Annotated in this window: 22 protein-coding genes; 11 read left to right on the plus strand and 11 right to left on the minus strand. The window is 58.2% G+C overall.

What is annotated here, in order from left to right:
* Positions 1-28: 28 nt before the first annotated feature.
* The 3 genes from ACIOU6_RS21485 to ACIOU6_RS21495 all read right to left on the minus strand — a co-directional run bounded on the left by ACIOU6_RS21485 (position 29) and on the right by ACIOU6_RS21495 (position 2,777).
* Positions 29-658: a LysE family translocator gene (locus tag ACIOU6_RS21485; RefSeq protein ID WP_221733924.1), complete on the minus strand. Its 630-nt coding sequence runs from the start codon at positions 656-658 to the stop codon at positions 29-31.
* Positions 659-747: 89 nt separating this feature from the next.
* A complete protein-coding gene (locus ACIOU6_RS21490) occupies positions 748-2,097 on the minus strand; it encodes an NCS2 family permease (protein WP_221733923.1) in 1,350 nt (449 codons plus the stop codon).
* 233 nt (positions 2,098-2,330) lie between these two features.
* The gene (locus ACIOU6_RS21495) at positions 2,331-2,777 is read right to left on the minus strand and encodes a MarR family winged helix-turn-helix transcriptional regulator (RefSeq protein WP_221733922.1); all 447 of its coding nucleotides are present in this window, start codon (positions 2,775-2,777) and stop codon (positions 2,331-2,333) included.
* An 82-nt stretch (positions 2,778-2,859) separates the two neighbouring features.
* On the opposite strand from ACIOU6_RS21495, the gene ACIOU6_RS21500 reads away from it, so the two are divergent.
* Positions 2,860-4,026 (plus strand): PLP-dependent aminotransferase family protein, encoded by a 1,167-nt coding sequence (locus tag ACIOU6_RS21500; RefSeq protein WP_401138830.1) that lies wholly within the window; start codon positions 2,860-2,862, stop codon positions 4,024-4,026.
* Positions 4,027-4,156: 130 nt separating this feature from the next.
* Here ACIOU6_RS21500 and ACIOU6_RS21505 read toward each other — a convergent pair whose 3' ends face one another.
* From ACIOU6_RS21505 to ACIOU6_RS21525, 5 genes are all read right to left on the minus strand, one after another.
* Positions 4,157-4,528, minus strand: a complete 372-nt coding sequence (locus ACIOU6_RS21505) for a glutathione S-transferase N-terminal domain-containing protein (RefSeq protein ID WP_221733920.1) — start codon at positions 4,526-4,528, stop codon at positions 4,157-4,159.
* A 101-nt stretch (positions 4,529-4,629) separates the two neighbouring features.
* Positions 4,630-5,148: a GTP cyclohydrolase I FolE gene (gene folE / locus ACIOU6_RS21510; RefSeq protein WP_401138839.1), complete on the minus strand. Its 519-nt coding sequence runs from the start codon at positions 5,146-5,148 to the stop codon at positions 4,630-4,632.
* 104 nt (positions 5,149-5,252) lie between these two features.
* On the minus strand, positions 5,253-5,810 hold the full coding sequence (locus tag ACIOU6_RS21515; RefSeq protein WP_221733919.1) for a Smr/MutS family protein: 558 nt from the start codon (positions 5,808-5,810) through the stop codon (positions 5,253-5,255).
* 74 nt (positions 5,811-5,884) lie between these two features.
* On the minus strand, positions 5,885-6,205 hold the full coding sequence (locus ACIOU6_RS21520; RefSeq protein WP_007914024.1) for a hypothetical protein: 321 nt from the start codon (positions 6,203-6,205) through the stop codon (positions 5,885-5,887).
* Positions 6,206-6,336: 131 nt separating this feature from the next.
* Positions 6,337-6,927: a cysteine hydrolase family protein gene (locus tag ACIOU6_RS21525; RefSeq protein ID WP_221733918.1), complete on the minus strand. Its 591-nt coding sequence runs from the start codon at positions 6,925-6,927 to the stop codon at positions 6,337-6,339.
* A 239-nt stretch (positions 6,928-7,166) separates the two neighbouring features.
* Between ACIOU6_RS21525 and prmB the strand changes: the two genes are divergently transcribed.
* Positions 7,167-8,075 carry a 50S ribosomal protein L3 N(5)-glutamine methyltransferase gene (gene prmB, locus ACIOU6_RS21530; RefSeq protein WP_401138831.1) on the plus strand — a complete coding sequence of 303 codons (909 nt, stop codon included), beginning with the start codon at positions 7,167-7,169 and terminating at the stop codon, positions 8,073-8,075.
* 100 nt (positions 8,076-8,175) lie between these two features.
* Here prmB and ACIOU6_RS21535 read toward each other — a convergent pair whose 3' ends face one another.
* Together ACIOU6_RS21535 and ACIOU6_RS21540 are read right to left on the minus strand one after the other, a co-directional pair.
* The gene (locus ACIOU6_RS21535) at positions 8,176-8,967 is read right to left on the minus strand and encodes a hypothetical protein (RefSeq protein WP_339538400.1); all 792 of its coding nucleotides are present in this window, start codon (positions 8,965-8,967) and stop codon (positions 8,176-8,178) included.
* A gap of 99 nt (positions 8,968-9,066) precedes the next feature.
* Complete coding sequence (locus ACIOU6_RS21540; protein ID WP_221733915.1) at positions 9,067-10,020, minus strand: alpha/beta hydrolase; 954 nt, start codon at positions 10,018-10,020, stop codon at positions 9,067-9,069.
* Between the two features lie 130 nt (positions 10,021-10,150).
* Here ACIOU6_RS21540 and aroC point away from each other — a divergent pair, with 130 nt between their 5' ends.
* The 4 genes from aroC (at position 10,151) to ACIOU6_RS21560 (ending at position 13,197) form a co-directional block, all read left to right on the plus strand.
* Positions 10,151-11,242, plus strand: a complete 1,092-nt coding sequence (gene aroC / locus ACIOU6_RS21545; RefSeq protein WP_221733914.1) for a chorismate synthase — start codon at positions 10,151-10,153, stop codon at positions 11,240-11,242.
* A 31-nt stretch (positions 11,243-11,273) separates the two neighbouring features.
* A complete protein-coding gene (locus ACIOU6_RS21550; RefSeq protein WP_401138832.1) occupies positions 11,274-12,419 on the plus strand; it encodes an MFS transporter in 1,146 nt (381 codons plus the stop codon).
* 95 nt (positions 12,420-12,514) lie between these two features.
* Positions 12,515-12,655 (plus strand): hypothetical protein, encoded by a 141-nt coding sequence (locus ACIOU6_RS21555; RefSeq protein ID WP_401138833.1) that lies wholly within the window; start codon positions 12,515-12,517, stop codon positions 12,653-12,655.
* Positions 12,652-13,197, plus strand: coding sequence for an acireductone dioxygenase (locus ACIOU6_RS21560; RefSeq protein WP_221733911.1), 546 nt, complete (start codon positions 12,652-12,654; stop codon positions 13,195-13,197). The genes ACIOU6_RS21555 and ACIOU6_RS21560 overlap by 4 nt, the downstream gene beginning before the upstream one ends.
* 86 nt (positions 13,198-13,283) lie before the next feature.
* Here the strand turns inward: ACIOU6_RS21560 and ACIOU6_RS21565 are convergent, their stop codons facing one another.
* Positions 13,284-13,562 (minus strand): DUF3509 domain-containing protein, encoded by a 279-nt coding sequence (locus tag ACIOU6_RS21565; protein WP_129391315.1) that lies wholly within the window; start codon positions 13,560-13,562, stop codon positions 13,284-13,286.
* Between the two features lie 389 nt (positions 13,563-13,951).
* Here ACIOU6_RS21565 and ACIOU6_RS21570 point away from each other — a divergent pair, with 389 nt between their 5' ends.
* From ACIOU6_RS21570 to ACIOU6_RS21590, 5 genes are all read left to right on the plus strand, one after another.
* Entirely contained in the window at positions 13,952-15,790 is a 1,839-nt protein-coding gene (locus ACIOU6_RS21570) for a long-chain-acyl-CoA synthetase (protein ID WP_401138834.1), read from the plus strand.
* A gap of 97 nt (positions 15,791-15,887) precedes the next feature.
* Positions 15,888-16,406, plus strand: a complete 519-nt coding sequence (locus tag ACIOU6_RS21575) for an ankyrin repeat domain-containing protein (RefSeq protein ID WP_221733909.1) — start codon at positions 15,888-15,890, stop codon at positions 16,404-16,406.
* A gap of 86 nt (positions 16,407-16,492) precedes the next feature.
* Entirely contained in the window at positions 16,493-17,023 is a 531-nt protein-coding gene (locus ACIOU6_RS21580; RefSeq protein WP_401138835.1) for a hypothetical protein, read from the plus strand.
* A 71-nt stretch (positions 17,024-17,094) separates the two neighbouring features.
* The gene (locus ACIOU6_RS21585; RefSeq protein WP_221733907.1) at positions 17,095-17,286 is read left to right on the plus strand and encodes a PLDc N-terminal domain-containing protein; all 192 of its coding nucleotides are present in this window, start codon (positions 17,095-17,097) and stop codon (positions 17,284-17,286) included.
* A gap of 276 nt (positions 17,287-17,562) precedes the next feature.
* Positions 17,563-17,796, plus strand: a complete 234-nt coding sequence (locus tag ACIOU6_RS21590) for a hypothetical protein (protein ID WP_221733906.1) — start codon at positions 17,563-17,565, stop codon at positions 17,794-17,796.
* Positions 17,797-17,969 lie beyond the last annotated feature (173 nt).

Genomic DNA, 17,969 nt, shown 5'->3' on the forward strand with positions numbered 1-17,969 from the left:
GGCAAGTTGAAATGGTCCTTTAAACATCTCAGTGGCTGCTGAGTAACGATACGGCTCCTGCACTACCGAACAAACCGGCACTGATCCGGTTGAACCAGCTTTGTCCTTTACCGCTGCGCAGATAGCGCGCTGCACCATGGGCACCAAGTCCGTAGGCCAGTTTGCACAGCAGATCCAGCAGGGTCCAGGTTGCAATCATCACCAGTAACTGCGGCAGGAACGGCTGTTCGGCGCTGAGGAACTGTGGCAGAAACGCGGCGAAGAACAGAATGTCTTTCGGATTACTTGCGCCCAGCACGAACGCGCGCCCGAACAGTGCGCGAAAACGTGGGACAGCTGCAGCTTGGGGCACTTCGGCGCCTGTCGAAGGCTGGCGCGACTGCTGCCAGCTCTGCCAGGCAAGATAGAACAGGTAAAATGCGCCGATGATTTTCAGGGCGCTGAACAACTGTTCCGAAGCCAATAGCAGGGCGCCCAAGCCCAGCGCCGATGCACTGAGTAAACAGATCGAAGCAATCACGCCGCCGAGAAACGCCGGGTAAGAGCGCCGCAAACCGTAATTCAGGCTGTTGCTGATCATCAGCAACGACAGTGGCCCCGGAATCAGGATCACCACCAGTGCAGCGCCGCTGAACAGCAGCCAGGTTTCCAGACTCATCACTTTCCTCCTTTTTTGTTGTACTCAAGAATGTGCAAAAGCCCCACCCGCCAGGGTGAGGCTGTTTTGAAGCCAGAACCGCTTAACGCTTACAAGAAGATGAACTTGGCGATGAAGATCGCGCAGAGCACCCACAGGCTAACGGAAATTTCCTTGTACTTGCCGGTACCGGCCTTGAGCGCCACATAAGTGATGAAGCCCAGCGCGATGCCGTCGGCGACCGAGAAGGTCAGCGGCATCATGATCGCGGTGACAATGGCAGGAATCGCGTCAGTGGCTTCGTCCCATTCGATGTGGGCCATGCCGCCCATCATCAGCATCGCAACGTAGATCAGTGCACCGGCGGTGGCGTAAGCGGGAATCATGCCAGCCAGTGGTGCGAAAAACATTGCCGCTATAAATAGCACACCTACGGTGACGGCGGTAAGACCAGTCCGACCGCCAGCGGCCACGCCGGCAGCACTTTCTACGTAACTGGTGACAGGCGGTACACCGACCACGGCACCGAAAACGCTGGAAGCACTGTCGGCTTTCATGGCGCGGGAGAGGTTTTCGATGCGCCCGTCAGCGCCGACCAGATTGGCGCGCTGGGCAACGCCCATCAGGGTACCGGCAGTGTCGAACATGTGCACAAAGAGGAAGGCCAGCACCACGCTGATCATGCTGACGTTAAACACGCCGGCAACGTTCATCGCCATGAAGGTCGGCGCCAGGCTCGGCGGGGTCGACATGATGCCCTCGTAGTGCACGATGCCCAGGCCCCAACCGGCCAGCGTCACGGTGATGATGCTGATGAGGATCGCGCCAAAAACTTTGTGATAGCTGAGGATGGCGATCATCAGGAAGCAGATGGCGGCGAGCAGCGGGCCAGGTTCACGCAGGGAACCGAGTTTGATCAGCGTGGCCGGGCTATCGACGACGATGCCTGCGGTTTTCAAGCCAATCAGGCCAAGGAAAAGACCGACCCCTGCGCCCATCGCAAAGCGCAGGCTCACTGGAATACTGTTGAGCAGCCATTCGCGAATCCGCGAGAAAGTCAGGATCATGAACAGCACACCCGAGACGAACACCGCGCCCAGCGCCGTTTCCCAGTTGTAGCCCATGGTGCCGACCACGGTGTAGGTGAAGAAAGCGTTCAGGCCCATGCCCGGCGCCAGACCCACTGGCCAGTTGGCGTAAAGGCCCATCAACAGGCAGCCCAGCGCAGCGGCGATACAGGTGGCGACGAATGCCGCGCCGTGGTCAATCCCGGCATCGGCCATGATGTTCGGGTTGACGAAGATGATGTAAGCCATCGTGATGAAGGTTGTCAGACCGGCAATCAACTCGGTCTTCACCGTGGTGCCATGCAAGCTGAGTTTAAACAGGCGCTCCAGCAGGCCATTGCGTAATGGCGGCGAGAGATCCAGCGTCGATGCTTCGGATTTGCGGCTTTCCACAGCGAGTACTCCTCAAGAGTTTTATTGTTATTTCCAGGGCCGGACCCATGAGGGGTGGCAGCGGCCCTTTGAGGCATACGCGAATTTGTTGACCATTAGGTCAGGAACTCGCACGCTGTGGATTATGCTTTTGTGTACAAATAAAGCAAATATTGTTTTTGATTTTGTTTACGAACGGTCCGACGATAGCGATATATCGCCACTCCGTGCCCTTCGCGAGCAAGCCAGACGATTCAATCGAGATGTGCCTGACTCTCACCCAAGGCCAGATTCACCGCCAACCACCCATTCACCGCTGTCTCCCCAGCCTCGGCAAACACCCGCTCCAGCAGTTTCACCTGCTCGCGGCGCAACGACTGTTCAAACTTTGCCCCTTCGGCCGTCAACTCGAGCAGGCGCTTTCGCTTGTCAGCCTGCGATGCCACGCTGTCGACCAGATGCATTTCCTGCAACTGGCGCAGCGGCATGTTCAGCGCCTGCTTGCTCACCCCAAGCAAGGCCAGCAGCTCCTTGACGCTCAAATTCGGATAACGAGCGATGAAAAACACAATCCGTTGATGCACCCGAGACAACCCACGGCGCTCAAGCATTTCGTCAGCCTTGGCGGTGAAGGCCTGATAACCGAAGAAGAACGCTTCCATGGCCTGTTGCTGACTGGCTGGGTTTTTAAGGTCAATCATGTTGACGTACTCGCTCGGACTGTCGTAATTTCAGTCAACAAGTTTGACTCATTTTTCATACGGCTCGCTACTGGTGACCTCCATGGCTTTTTCCGAACGTGTCTCGCGCCTTAAAAGTTCTTTGATTCGTGAAATTCTTGCCGCCGCTCAGCGTCCGGAAGTGATGTCATTCGCCGGCGGCCTGCCTGCCGAGGTCATGTTGCCGAAAGTCGAGTGGGGCGATATGCCGCTGTCCCTCGGCCAATACGGTATGAGCGAGGGTGAGCCGGCATTGCGCGAAGCCTTGGCCACACAGGCGAGGGCGCTAGGCTTGGCGTGTGAGGCGAGTCAGGTGCTGGTGGTCAGTGGCTCCCAGCAGACTCTTGATTTGGCGGCCAAGCTGTACATCGACAAGGGCACCGAGATTCTTCTGGAAGCGCCGACTTATCTGGCCGCTTTGCAGATATTCCAATTGTTTGGCGCCGAATGCCTGACCGTACCGCAGGAATCCGATGGCCCGAACCTGGCGCAATTGCGCAGTCGTCTGGAGCAACATCGTCCGGCGTTCATCTACCTGATCCCGACGTTCCAGAACCCGTCCGCCGTGCGCTACAGCGAGGCCAAACGTGCAGCCGTCGCCGCACTGCTCGATGAATTCGGCGTGACGTTGATCGAAGACGAACCCTACCGCGAACTGACGTTCGACGGCGCCAGCGCCAAGCCGATTGCCGCACGGTTGAATAAATCCAGCTGGATCTACACCGGCACGGTTTCGAAAACCTTGCTGCCCGGTTTGCGTGTCGGCTATCTGATCGCCAGCCCGGATCTGTTTGCGCATCTGCTCAAGCTCAAGCAATCGGCGGATCTGCACACTAATCGCATCGGGCAGTGGCAGGCATTGCAATGGATGGGGACTGAGCAATATCAGCAGCACTTGATTGAGTTGCGCGGCTTCTACCGAGAACGGCGCGATGCCTTTCAGTCAGCGCTGGAAACGCACTTTTCGGATCTGGCGGACTGGAACGTGCCGCAGGGTGGGCTGTTTTTCTGGTTGACGCTGAAACAGCCGCTGGACACGCGCACGTTGCTTTACGAGGCGTTGGCCAATGATGTGGCGTTTATGCCAGGTGAGCCGTTCTTTCCTGATCCCGATAAAAATCTCGGGCATTTGCGTCTTAACTTCAGCCACATTGACGCGGCGCGGCTGGATGAAGGGCTCAAGCGATTGGCGGCGGTGGTGCGTCAGGCGCAACGAGACAGGGCGGCCTGAAAATTGTTGTCTGGATTTTTGTGCTGGCTGGGCGGTCCTTTTCGCGAGAAAACCCGACCCCACAGGGGAAATACATTAAAAGATGTGCGGGCTTGCTCGCGAAGGCGTCAGTCAGAACGGCACAAAAACCTCAGGCCGCAGCAAACCGCTTATCCAGATAATCAATGATCACTTTGGATTCATACATCCAGGTCGTCTGGCCATTCTCTTCAATCCGAAGGCACGGCACCTTGATTCGGCCGCCCTGTTCCAGCAGCGTCTGGCGATCCTGCTCGTTGTTCTTGGCATCCTTCAGCGCCACCGGCACATTGAGGCGACGCAACGTGCGGCGGGTCTTCACGCAAAACGGGCAGGCGTGGAACTGATACAACGTCAGGTCCTTCGCAGCCGCTTCCACCTTTGCCTGAGCGGCGGCGGGGCGGTTTTTCTTGCCAGGGCGTGTGATGAAATCGATGAAAATGATCAGTTGGCCGAGGCCAACACGAAGTGCTTTAACGAACACGTTACAAGCCTCACTGAGATATTGAAGAAGGCGCGCAGCTTACCCGATTTTTCACGGGCAAAAAAAACCGGCGATCAACGCCGGTTTTTTACTGTTGCCAATTACTTGATCAAGCTGAGGAATTCGCTGCGGGTGGCTGCGTTTTCACGGAACTCGCCGAGCATCACCGAAGTGATCATTGACGAATTCTGCTTCTCGACACCGCGCATCATCATGCACATGTGCTTGGCCTCGATCACCACGGCAACGCCCAGCGCGCCGGTGACTTGCTGCACCGCATCGGCGATCTGGCGGCTGAGGTTTTCCTGAATTTGCAGGCGACGGGCGTACATGTCGACGATCCGTGCGACCTTCGACAAACCCAGCACTTTGCCGCTCGGGATATAAGCAACATGCGCCTTGCCGATGAACGGCAGCAGGTGGTGTTCGCACAACGAGTACAACTCGATGTCCTTGACCAGCACCATTTCGCTGTTATCGGAGCTGAACAGGGCACCGTTGGTGACCTCTTCTAGCGTCTGTTCATAACCGCGGCAGAGGTACTGCATGGCTTTGGCGGCACGCTTTGGCGTGTCGAGAAGGCCCTCGCGGGAAACGTACTCGACCAGTTTTCCGAGAATCTAGGTGTAATTCTGTACCAGGGACATGAAACTACCTGTGGGGATTTTCGCAAAGGGCAAGGGTACGGTGGCGGACACAACCCTGCAAGTTCGGTGTAACGGGATTATTCGTCGCGACCTTCCATCATGGTGCGTTTAAGCATCACATAAACCGCGCCGGCCCCGCCGTGTCTGGCCTGGCACGAGCAGAAACCAAGCACTTGTGCGTGTTGGCGCAGCCAAGTGTTGACGTGACTTTTGATCATCGGCCGCTTGCCGTCCAGGCGCACGGCCTTGCCGTGGGTGACGCGAACGCAGCGGATTTCGAATTTGGTGGCTTCGGCAAGAAACGCCCAGAGGGTTTCCCGGGCCTTTTCCACGTTCATGCCGTGCAGGTCGAGGCTGCCCTCGAACGGAATCTGACCGACCTTGAGCTTGCGCATCTGACTTTCCTGCACCCCGTCGCGGGCCCACATCAACTCGTCTTCCGGGCCGACGTCGATCACGAACTGATCGGACAGACCATCAACGGTGGTGGTGTCGGTGCGCACGGTAGCGGACTGGCGCAATTTGGCGATCTGCGCGCGGTCAGCTTTGGGTTTGCCGGTGTCGGCGCGGTCGTGCTTGATCGGCTTGACGCCTTGGATCGCACTTTTGAACAGCGAAAAATCGTCGTCTTGCATGTCAGCCTCCGCGAAGGGCGGCCAGTTTACCCAAGTCGAAACAAAACGGCCCGGCAAAAAGCCAGGCCATCGAGTCAGTCGTGTTTTTTCATCAGGTGCGGGGACATGTTCAATTCCCGCGACTGCCGTGCGCGACGGCGGCAGCGACGCCACAGGGCGACCCCGAAATACAGAAACAGTAAACCGACTGCCAGAATGATCGCGGAGCCCATTGGCGTGGCGTTCAAGTCGCCGAGCGCTGGCGGGCGCCCCAGCAGGCTGGCTGCCCCGGCCATTGCCAGCAGCACGCCGAACGTGGCCAGAATGGCTGCAATCGCCGCGCCGAATCGAAAACGCCAGTTGCTTTGGCCTTTGGGCCGCAAGCGGCGTGCGTCAAATCCATCGGATAACTTCATTCCGACCTTCCTCAATGGGTATCGGCCCTTCGACCGGGAGTTGACCAGGTTGTTCCTGAGGCTATGGCATTTGCGTCAAATGAGAGGCTTTTGTGGATGAGCGGCGGTGTGAGCCGCTCATCAGGGCGCGATCAGATGAGATCTTGTGTTTTGGCGAGGGTGGCAAAGTTGTCGGCCATGATCGCCATTTCTGCTTCTTGTACCACTTCGGCGCTGAGTACCCGGCCTTTGAACGGCAGGTCACGGGTGGCGCAAGCATCTTCAACGAGCGTGCAGCGGAAACCCAGGTTTTTCGCCGCGCGCACAGTGGTGCTGACGCTGGAGTGGCTCATGAAGCCGCAGACGATCAGGTCCAGCGAGCCCAGGTTTTGCAGGCGATCGAGCAGCTCGGTGCCATGGAAGGCGCTCGGCAACAGTTTGCCGATGATGGTTTCATCGCCCTGCGGTTCGAGGCCGGGGATGAATTCGCCGCGTTCGCCCTGTGGGTCGAACAGGCCACCGACGGTGCCGAGATGACGCACATGCACGATCGGCCGACCGGCTGCACGGGCCGCAGCGACCACTTGTTTGATGTTCGCGACGGCCGCATCCATGCCGCTCAGGGCCAGTGGGCCACTGAGATATTCTTTCTGGGCATCGATGATGACCACGGTGGCATGGCTCAGCGTGGCCGCTGCGTAACCGCGACCGCTGAGTTGAAACATCGTTTTTGGAACGGACATTCTGGGGCTCCTTGGGGTGGGGCTTTTGCGACATTGTCCTCTGGCTGAGCGGTTCTGTGAATCGCTACCATCGTAGGCACCGTCGTTGCTGGCTTGCAGCCTTGTCAAGTTACACGTTCTGTTCAATAGCTGATGCAAAAAACAGAAAACCCCTACCATCGTGGCGGGATTTTTCCTGCGTCGTCGTGGCGCGTTTTGGCTGTTAGAATCGCCAGTCGTTTTTTCTGGAGTTCTGCCCCGTGATCACTTCCCGACTTCGTACCCTGCGCGACCACATCCGTTGGGCCGTCAGCCGCTTCCATGGGGAGGATCTGTTTTTCGGCCATGGCACCGACAATGCCTGGGACGAAGCCCGGCAACTGGTGCTGGGGGCATTGCATCTACCGTGGGAAATCGCCGACAGCTATCTCGATTGCGCACTGGAAGATGACGAACTGGTCAATCTGCAACGCCTGCTCAAGCGTCGCATCGAAGAGCGTATTCCGACCGCTTACTTGTTGGGTGAGGCGTGGTTCTGCAGCATGTCGTTTATCGTCGACGAACGTGTATTGATCCCGCGTTCGCCGATTGGTGAGCTGATCGAAAACCATTTTGCGCCATGGATTGGCAATGACCCTGCGCGAATTCTTGATCTGTGCACCGGTTCCGGTTGCATCGGCATTGCCTGCGCCTATGAGTTCCAGAACGCCGAAGTGGTGCTGGCGGATCTGTCGTTCGAAGCGCTGGAAGTGGCCAATCAGAACATCGAGCGACATGGCGTCGATGAGCGCGTCTACACCGTGCAGGGCGATGGTTTCGAGGGGCTGCCGGGTCAGCGTTTCGACCTGATTGTGTCGAACCCGCCTTACGTCGATGCGCAAGATTTCGCCGACATGCCGGACGAATATCAGCACGAGCCGGAACTGGCCCTGGCGTGCGGTGATGATGGTCTGAACCTGGTCCGGCGGATGCTCGCCGAAGCGGCGGATCACCTGACCGAGAAGGGCTTGCTGATTGTCGAAGTGGGTAACAGCCAGGTTCACGTCGAAGCGTTGTACCCGGAAGTCGACTTCGCTTGGCTCGAGTTCGAGCGCGGTGGGCATGGCGTGTTCATGTTGACGGCGCAGCAGTGTCGCGATCATCAAGCGCTATTTGCTTCTCGCGTCTGACCCCTGAACGCTTCGCAGGCAGGCTCGCTCCCACCTTTGGAATGCATGTTCCTGTGAGAGCGAGCCTGCTCGCGAATGGCAGCGCCGCAGTTTCAAGTCATCAGCGGTGCGTAGCAATCCAGATCAACAACCCCGCCTGAAACACCGCAAACGCCACCAGGCAAGTAATAGTGAAGCGCAACCCGGCGTCTTCGCGCTTGAACTTGCTGACCTTTTCTTCCTGCTTCTGGAGCTTCACTTCCTGCTCGGCCAGATTCTGTTCGGCCTGCTGAAGCATTTGCGCGGCTTCAAGAATCTCGACGATCTGCAGCTTTTCGCTGTTCCAGTCGCCAATCAAATCGCCGACCTGAGCATCCTTGATGCTGCCCTTCAAATGTTGGGCGTCGGCGTAGACCACATCAAATCCGTGCACCCGCAGAAAATGATCGCGCCGCAGTCGAGTGTCTTCGTTCAGCGCGTCCTTGTTGTTCAAGTCCATGCCGTCGACGGTGTAGGCGGGCCAGCGTTTTTTCGCCCAAGTAATACCATGCGCGGCCATGAAGCGGCCGATGCCACGGTTTAACGGTTCAATCTGCAAGCCGCTGTCCGGGCCGAAACTCACACGTTTGGTGGTGTGATTGACCCACACATCGAGATGATTCTGCTCTTTGCGAACACGCTGGCTCGGCAGCTTGATCGCCATGCGCATCAGGCTGTGTTCTTTGCTATTGCGCTCGGCATAGCCGAATTCGACAAAACGCAATGGCCGGCCGCCGGTGTGGCGGTCGGTCTTCAACGGGGCCAGGCGGAGCATCTTGTGGTGCTCGACGTGGACATCCGCCCACGGCAGCTCGACCGCTGGCGGTGCGTCTTTTTCAGCGGTGGTGTCGGGTGAAGTCTGGGTATCAGTCATAACGGCGAGATCCTGTCCAAGCCCTGCTTGCCGCCAGCCAGTGCGCTGGCGACAAAGGCTTATCGGCCGTTTCTTACAACACTAGAGGGCAAACAGCGCTTATCGGGTGCGAATTCCGTCAATAAAATCGATGATTTTCGAACCGAGTTCCGCTGCCAAAGGCAAATTCGGGTCCTTGTAGGAGGCCAGTTGCCGCTTCACGTCGTTAGGCACGATGCGCATGACGTGGTTCATGCCTTCGATCACCACCAGTTCGGCGTCCGGTTTGGCGGCTTTGAGCAGCTTTGCATCATGGACACCCACTTGAATGTCGTTGCTGCCCTGAACGATCAGGGCCGGCATCTTCAGTTGAGCGAAAGCTGCGGCCGGATCCTGTCGGAATAACGAGATCAGGTACGGCTGCACGCTTGGCCGGAAAATCACCTGCAACGGCCCCGGCACATTGTCGTCGGTGCGGCCGGCCTTGAGGCTGTCGAGCAACTCGTTGCTGCGCAACATCAGCGGCGGTGGCAGGCTGCGCGCCAGTTGCTCACGGATTACCTGATCGACCGGTCGCGCGCTGCCAGACAGGGAAATCACCGCCGCCGCATCCAGCTTCGGCGCGGCAAGGCTGGCAATCAGTGCGCCTTCACTGTGGCCAAGCAGGATGAGCTTGCCAAAACGCGGGTCGGTCTTGAGCTTCTGCCCCCACGCCACGGCGTCTGCCGCGTAGGCCTCCACCGACAGATTGCGCTCGTCCGGCGTGGCCGCAAGGCTGGCGGCCACGCCGCGTTTGTCGTAGCGCACACTGGCAATGTGGTGTTTAGCCAACACCCAGGCCAGCCGTTTAAGGCTGTCATTGCGCCCGCCGTCGGGGTTGTTTCCGTCGCGATCCGTAGGCCCAGAGCCTGAAATGATCAGGACAACCGGCACAGGGTTGTCGGACTTTGGCAGCAACAGCGAACCGAAAAGCTCGCCGCTCCCCGTATCCAAAGTTACCGGGCGTTGTAGGACCGTCGCTTGGGCAAAGCCCGTAAACAGGGTAAGACTCAAAATCAAAACTCGCAGCATCATCACGCCATCATTCGCCAAGGTGCCGGTTGGACTCACCAACACCGCTAAGGTTCGAGGATGAACTAGTCGGTTAGCCTGCGTATACTGGCGCGCATTACGAATTTGGGTTTGATTTCACGGAGCGTCCTGCATGTCCGGCAATACCTACGGCAAGTTGTTCACTGTCACCACCGCTGGCGAAAGCCATGGTCCGGCGTTGGTCGCCATTGTCGACGGCTGCCCGCCGGGCCTGGAAATTTCCCTCGAGGACTTGCAGCGCGACCTCGACCGCCGCAAGCCCGGCACCAGTCGACATACCACCCAGCGCCAGGAAGCCGATGAAGTCGAAATCCTCTCCGGCGTGTTCGAAGGCCGCACTACCGGCTGCTCCATTGGTCTGCTGATCCGCAACACTGACCAGAAGTCCAAGGACTACTCGGCAATCAAGGACCTGTTCCGCCCGGCCCACGCCGACTACACCTACCACCACAAATACGGCGAGCGCGATTATCGTGGCGGCGGCCGTAGCTCGGCGCGGGAAACCGCCATGCGCGTGGCGGCAGGTGCAATCGCCAAGAAGTTCCTGGCCGCTCAGGGCATCGTCATTCGCGGCTACATGAGCCAGCTCGGCCCGATCGAAATCCCGTTCAAGACCTGGGATTCGGTTGAAGAAAACGCGTTCTTCTGCCCGGATCCGGACAAAGTCCCGGAGCTGGAAGCCTATATGGATCAATTACGCCGTGATCAGGATTCGGTCGGGGCGAAGATCACCGTGGTCGCCGAAGGCGTCATGCCGGGTCTGGGCGAGCCGATTTTCGACCGTCTCGACGCCGAACTGGCGCACGCGCTGATGAGCATCAACGCGGTGAAGGGCGTGGAAATCGGCGCTGGTTTCGCCTGCGTTGCCCAGCGTGGTACCGAGCATCGCGATGAAATGACTCCGCAAGGTTTCCTCAGCAATAACGCCGGCGGCATTCTCGGCGGCATCTCGTCCGGTCAGCCGATCGTTGCCCATCTGGCGCTCAAACCAACGTCGAGCATCACCACCCCGGGCCGTTCGATTGACGTCGAAGGCAACGCGGTCGACGTGATCACCAAAGGTCGACACGACCCCTGCGTGGGCATCCGCGCCACACCGATTGCCGAAGCGATGATGGCCATCGTGCTGATGGATCACCTGCTGCGCCACCGTGGGCAGAACGCCGATGTGCGCGTGAGCACCCCGGTGCTGGGTCAGCTTTAATGGCCGACCACAAAGCCGTCGCGGTCTGACCGTGGCGGCGCTCCCTTACTGGCGGCTGTCCAGTTTCTATCTGTTCTATTTCGCCTTGCTCGGCTCGACGGCGCCGTTTCTGGCGTTGTACTTCGATCACCTCGGATTTAGCGCCGCGCGCATTGGCGAGCTGGTCGCCATCCCGATGTTGATGCGCTGCGTGGCGCCTAACATCTGGGGCTGGCTTGGCGATTACACCGGCAGACGCCTGGCCATCGTGCGCTTCGGCGCGGTGTGTACGCTGCTGACCTTCTCGTTGATATTCGTCAGCAAAACCTACGCCTGGCTGGCGATGGTCATGGCGTTGCATGCATTCTTCTGGCACGCGGTGTTGCCGCAGTTCGAAGTCATTACGCTGGCGCATTTGCAGGGGCAGACCTCCCGTTACAGCCAGATTCGCTTGTGGGGCTCGATCGGCTTCATCATCACCGTGGTTGTGTTGGGGCGCCTGTTCGAATGGCTTAGCCTGGATATCTACCCGGCAGCGCTAGTGCTGATCATGGCGGGGATCGTGCTCAGCAGTTTGTGGGTACCGAACGCGCAACCGGCGCAGGGCAACCGGCCGACCGGTGAAGGTTTTCTCAAGCAACTGCGCAGTCCCGGCGTGCTGGCGTTTTACGGCAGCGTGGCGCTGATGCAGATGAGCCACGGCCCGTACTACACGTTTTTGACGTTGCACCTTGAGCGACTCGGCTACAGTCGCGGCGTGATCGGCATGCTCTGGGCCGTCGGTGTAGTCGCTGAAGTGCTGATGTTCATGGCCATGAGCCGGATTCTTTCGCGCTTCTCCCTGCGCAGAGTCTTGATAGCGAGTTTTCTGCTGGCGGCGCTGCGCTGGGTGCTGCTAGGTTCGTTCGCCGAGTTTCTCTGGGTGCTGTTGTTGGCGCAGGTGCTGCACGCGGCGACCTTCGGCAGTTTTCACGCCGCTGCCATCGCGTTCGTGCAACGTAGCTTCGGCGCGCGCCAGCAAGGACAGGGCCAAGCGTTGTACGCCGCGCTGGCCGGCACCGGAGGCGCGCTCGGCGCACTGTATGCCGGTTACAGCTGGAATACCCTCGGCCCGGCATTGACCTTTAGTATTGCCAGTCTCGCGGCGCTCGCGGCTGCCGTTATCATTGCCACACGCATGCAAGAGGACAGCCTGTGAGCCTTGCGCGTGAACAACTCGCCCGGCCAATCGTCGACGCCGGGTGTTTTCTTTATGGTCGAGGCGGGTCTCAGTGGTATCTGAATTTTGTTTGAATGCGAGTTGAAGACCCGCAGCGTCATGAACCGCCAAGGCTGACTTCGCCAGAAGTCGCCCATTTACTTGATGAATTGCTGTGCCCGACCGGTCTGAAAGAGCCGGACGGCAAGGCCGATACCGAGGAATTGCCCCAATGAGCAGCCTGTCCGTTTATCACGTCTCAAGCCCCGATATCCCGAACAAGGTGTTGACGCATCTCGAAGACATCGCCGCGACTCTGGCCGAGCAGGGCGTGCGTTTCGACCGCTGGCAAGCCGCCGCGAAGATCCAGCCCGGTGCAAGCCAGGAAGAAGTGATCAGCGCGTACCAAGAGCAGATCGACAAACTGATGACCGAGCGCGGTTACATCACGGTCGATGTGATCAGCCTCAATAGTGATCACCCACAGAAAGCCGAACTGCGCGCCAAGTTCCTTGAAGAACACTGCCATGGCGAAGACGAAGTCCGTTTTTTCGTCGCCGGTCGTGGGCTGTTTACCCTGCACATCGACGATTACGTTTACGCCGTACTCTGCGAAAAAAACGACCTGATCTCGGTGCCGGCCGGCACTAAACACTGGTTCGACATGGGTGAACATCCGCACTTCGTGGCGATCCGTCTGTTCAACAACCCCGAAGGCTGGGTCGCCAACTTCACTGGCGAAGATATCGCCGGCCGCTTCCCGCGTCTTGAGGACTGAGCCGTAGACGATAAACGTCATCCATAAAAAAACAGGCCGTGAAGCGCATCCTTCACGGCCTGTTTTGTTTTACGGGGTCAAATCAATTACAGCGAGTGATACGTCGGCAGGGCAAAACGCTGCTGGCTCTGCAGCATTGCGATTTGTGGCAGTTCGCTGGCCTGTTCAGCCAGATCACGACGAATTGCGCTGATCGCCCACGACAATTGGTCGCCGGCATGCAGTTGCTGATACGTCAGCGCACGCTTGAACACTTTGCCGTCGCTGCTGCGCAGAGTCAGCAGGATCCCGCCATCGGGACGTGGCGCAGTGGTGACTTCGAAGTTGGAGAACAGGGAGGTAAATTTTTCTTGGATCAGGCTCATGTTTTTCAGCTCCGTATGCACTTGAATGGCAAGCATGCAGAGGAGGTTGCAGTGATTGTGCCAGCATGGATTTTTTTAAAAATACTTATAAATCAATAGTTTATAGAATCGTGAATTTAAACGCGTCGTGCAATCTGCATGAACGGCCATCGTGCATCCTGCATTTTGCGGGATCGCTTGCGAATAAACGGAACCAAATCGCGCCCACAGGATCGTTGCTGCTGGCCAGGGTCCTGCGGATACAAAACATTGCAAAAACCGCGTGTACAGCTTGAGAAGCGCTGGCGTACTTTCGCTCTCGACCTTCGCCTGAAAGTGCCGGTCGCAGCCACCGATTGCCCGAAAAATAAGAATGCCGGCCAGCAAACCAGGGCCGAACGGGAGCTTCCATGAGTCACGCGCCAAGCGACACGATTACCTGGGGCATGATGCTCCGCAAACTGCCGATGATTGCCAAAGCCATTCCGCGAGTGGTCAAAGGCATGAAGGTGGCCAACGTCAAGGATCCGACCCAAAGCTGTGGCCTTGGCTGGACGTTCGAACAAGCGGCTCTGCGTAATCCCGATGGCCTGGCGTTATTGCAGGGCGATGTCTTGCTGACCTATTCGCAGGTCAACCAGTGGGCCAATCGCATCGCCCACTATCTGAACGGGCAGGGGATCGGCAAGGGTGATGTGGTGGCGGTGTTCATTGAAAACCGTTCGGAACTACTGGTGACGATTCTGGCATTGGCCAAGGTCGGCGCCGTCAGCGCACTGCTCAATACCTCGCAGACCCGCGATACGCTGATCCACAGTGTGAATCTGGTGGCGCCGGTGGCGATTGTGGTCGGTGAAGAGTTGGTGCCGGCGTTTGCCGCGGTACGTGATCAAGTGACGATTACGCCAGAGCGCACCTGGTTCGTGGCGGACCATGACACTTACAGCCATCCGGGCATTGCGCCCGAGGGTTACGTCAACCTGATCAGCGCCAGTGTCGACGCTCGCAGCGATAATCCCCCGAGCAGCCAGCAGGTGTTTTTCGACGATCCGTGTTTCTACATCTACACCTCTGGCACCACTGGCCTGCCCAAGGCCGGTGTGTTCAAGCACGGTCGCTGGATGCGCAGTTCGGCCAGCTTCGGCATGATCGCCCTCGACATGGGCCCCGACGATGTCGTCTATTGCACCTTGCCGCTCTATCACGCGACCGGCCTCTGCGTGTGCTGGGGCTCGGCGATCAACGGCGCATCGGGTTTCGCCATCCGCCGCAAATTCAGCGCCAGTCAGTTCTGGAATGACGTGCGCCGCTATCGCGCCACCACCATCGGGTACGTCGGCGAGTTATGCCGTTATCTGGTCGATCAACCGGCCAGCGTCGATGACAATCGTCACGACGTGCGCAAGATGATCGGCAACGGCTTGCGTCCAGGCGCGTGGGCTGAGTTCAAGACGCGGTTCGCGGTCGATCATATCTGTGAGCTGTACGCCGCGAGCGACGGCAATATCGGTTTTACCAACATCCTCAACTTCGACAACACCATCGGGTTTTCGCTGATGGCCTGGGAATTGGTGGCCTACGATCATGACAGCGGCGAGCCGATTCGCAGCGACGATGGTTTCATGCGCAAGGTCGGTAAGGGCGAGCAAGGTTTGCTGCTGGCGCGAATCGACGAGAAGGCGCCGCTGGACGGCTACACCGATCCGCAGAAGACCGCCAAAGTCGTGCTGCACGATGTGTTCACCAGGGGCGATCGCTTCTTCAACACCGGTGATCTGTTGCGCAACATCGGTTTTGGTCATGCCCAGTTTGTTGATCGCCTCGGCGATACCTATCGATGGAAAGGTGAAAACGTCTCCACCACCGAAGTTGAAAACCTGTTGCTGCAACATCCGCACATCTCTGAGGCCGTGGCCTATGGCGTGGAAATCCGCAACACCAACGGACGCGCCGGGATGGCGGCGATCACACCTGCCGAATCCCTCGCCACCCTGGACTTCGCTGAACTGCTGACGTTCGCCCGGCAACGCATGCCGGCCTACGCCGTGCCTCTGTTCCTGCGGGTGAAAGTGAAAATGGAAACCACCGGCACCTTCAAATACCAGAAAACGCGGTTGAAAAACGAAGGCTTCGACCCGGGCCTGACGGGTGATGACCCGATCTTCGCTTGGCTGCCTGGCACGCAGACGTATGTGCAGGTGACCGATCAAGTGCTGGCCGACATTCATCAGGGCAAATACCGCTATTGATTCTGGCTATAGCCGATCTTGAGAAAAAGGGGGTGACAGCTATCGCCTCGCTCGGGAAACTGTCGGCTTTGCGATTAACCGAAAGTGGAGTTGCCCCATGTCCGACCAAAGCCGCCAGATGACCCCTGAAGAGGCTGCCGAATTCACCGAGCAGGTTTTCAACAAGGCGCGCGACGGTGATGCAGTGATGCTGGATCGACTGATCAGCGCCGGCCTGCCAGTGAACCTGAAAAACACCAAGGGCGACACGTTGCTGATGTTGGCCAGTTACTACGGCCATGTGGATGCGGTACAGGTGCTGCTTAAACACAAGGCTGACCCGGAGATGCGCAATGGCAACGGCCAGAGCCCCATCGCCGGCGCAGCGTTCAAAGGTGATCTGGCCGTGGTCAAGGCACTGGTAGAAGCGGGCGCCGAGATCGAAGGTTCGTCGTTCGACGGTCGTACCGCGTTGATGATGGCGGCGATGTTCAACCGCGTTGAAATCGTCGATTACCTGATCAGCAAAGGCGCCGATCCGCAAGCCAAGGACGCTAACGGCGTGACTGCGCTGGACGCGGCTCGCACCATGGGCGCGGTCGACACCACCGCGCAGCTGGAAAAACTGTTGAGCTGAAATCAACTCTGTTGAACTGTGGCGAGGGAGAGAATGCGCTATCCTTCGCGCCCTCGAAATTCACCTTCGCCACAGGATCTGCCCTCATGAAAGCCGCACTCGTCGAACTCATCAGCAAAATCAGCTCCGGCTGCATGGGCGAGGACGAGATCCTGAAAGTGGCCGACGAAGCCGCACAGGCCTACGCCGATGCCGGTGCTTTCCTGACGGCCAACCCGGACATCAACTACGACGATACTTTCCCGATCACGTTGGGCGAGTGGGTGGTGGTCGGCAGCCTGCCGGAAACCGTGCTGTTCCAGGCCGACACCTACGTCGATCTGTTCGCGCAGATCGTTGCCTCGTTCGGTCCGGGAGTCGATTTCAACCTCAAGCCCAAGCAACTGGCCAAGACCGAAGCACTGACCGCGCTCAATCGCATTCAGGTGCAGATGAGCAGCCTGAACAAGGAAAACGGCGGTTACACGCTGATGAACTTCAGTCAGTTGCTCGACGACGAACTGCAAGTCGTACTGGTTTACGGCAACGACGTGCCACGGGTGCTGGCGTTGTGCGCCGAAGTCGGCATCGCCGCTGCGCCATCGCTGGAGGCCTTGAAGGTCGCTGCTCACGTCTGAGGGCAATAAAAGGGAACCCTTCGCGCGACCGTCTATCCTAAAAGTGCATGCCACTATTTTGGAGCGACACCATGGGTTCGACGTTTAACGGTCTGATCGGTCTAATCATTCTTGCCCTCGATATCTGGGCCATCATCAACGTACTGAAAAGCGGCGCCGAGACCGGGATGAAAGTCCTCTGGGTGCTGCTGATCGTCCTTCTGCCGGTGCTGGGCCTGATCATCTGGGCGATTGCCGGGCCACGGGGGAATGTGCGGATCTGAGCCATTCTCGCGAACAACGCAGAACTTGTGGGGTTGTGTTAAGCCGATGGGGCGCGAAGCGTCCCTTGAACCAGTGGGCGCGGTCTGACAGAAAACCCCGTGATCTACGACTGCTTCTCAGCCGATCGGGAATAAATCCCCTTGCCACAAAAGCCCGCTTGCGCATTGGGTGTCTTTTTTTTCATGTTCGCCCGATGCAATCCTTTTGAACGATCAATCTGACCAAAAGTCGAGATAGAGGTAAGCCCATTTGCGGGTTTGATCGAGGAGGCACCGATGCAAAAGTGGAAAATCACTTTCGTGGACGATCATGGTGAAACTGTTGTTGAGGTCTTCGAGCGCGCCGAATGTCCCAGCGACGATGAGGCCGCTCGACTGATCAAGCAACGGCTCCTGCCTGTTGCCGCCGCACTGGATTTGAACGATCTGGAAGGCCGCACCGCCGATGCGGGTGTCAAAAGTCTGAAAACCCAGAACAGCATCGAAATCCGCAGCATCACCCCCATCTGAAATTCTTCCATCACTTATCACACCAGGCCTTGGCAGCAGCTCTATCTTGGGGCTACTCTGCAAGCGAGATCAGCGAACGGATCGCTAAGGTCTGGTCTTGTCAGCTACATGCTTGTTTCCCGCGTGCAACCAGTTTGCCGAAGTACTTAGGCCCAAGGCCCGGGGCGGGAATA

Source organism: Pseudomonas sp. NPDC087615 (assembly GCF_044743445.1).
GTDB classification, from domain to species: Bacteria; Pseudomonadota; Gammaproteobacteria; order Pseudomonadales; family Pseudomonadaceae; genus Aquipseudomonas; species Aquipseudomonas baetica_A.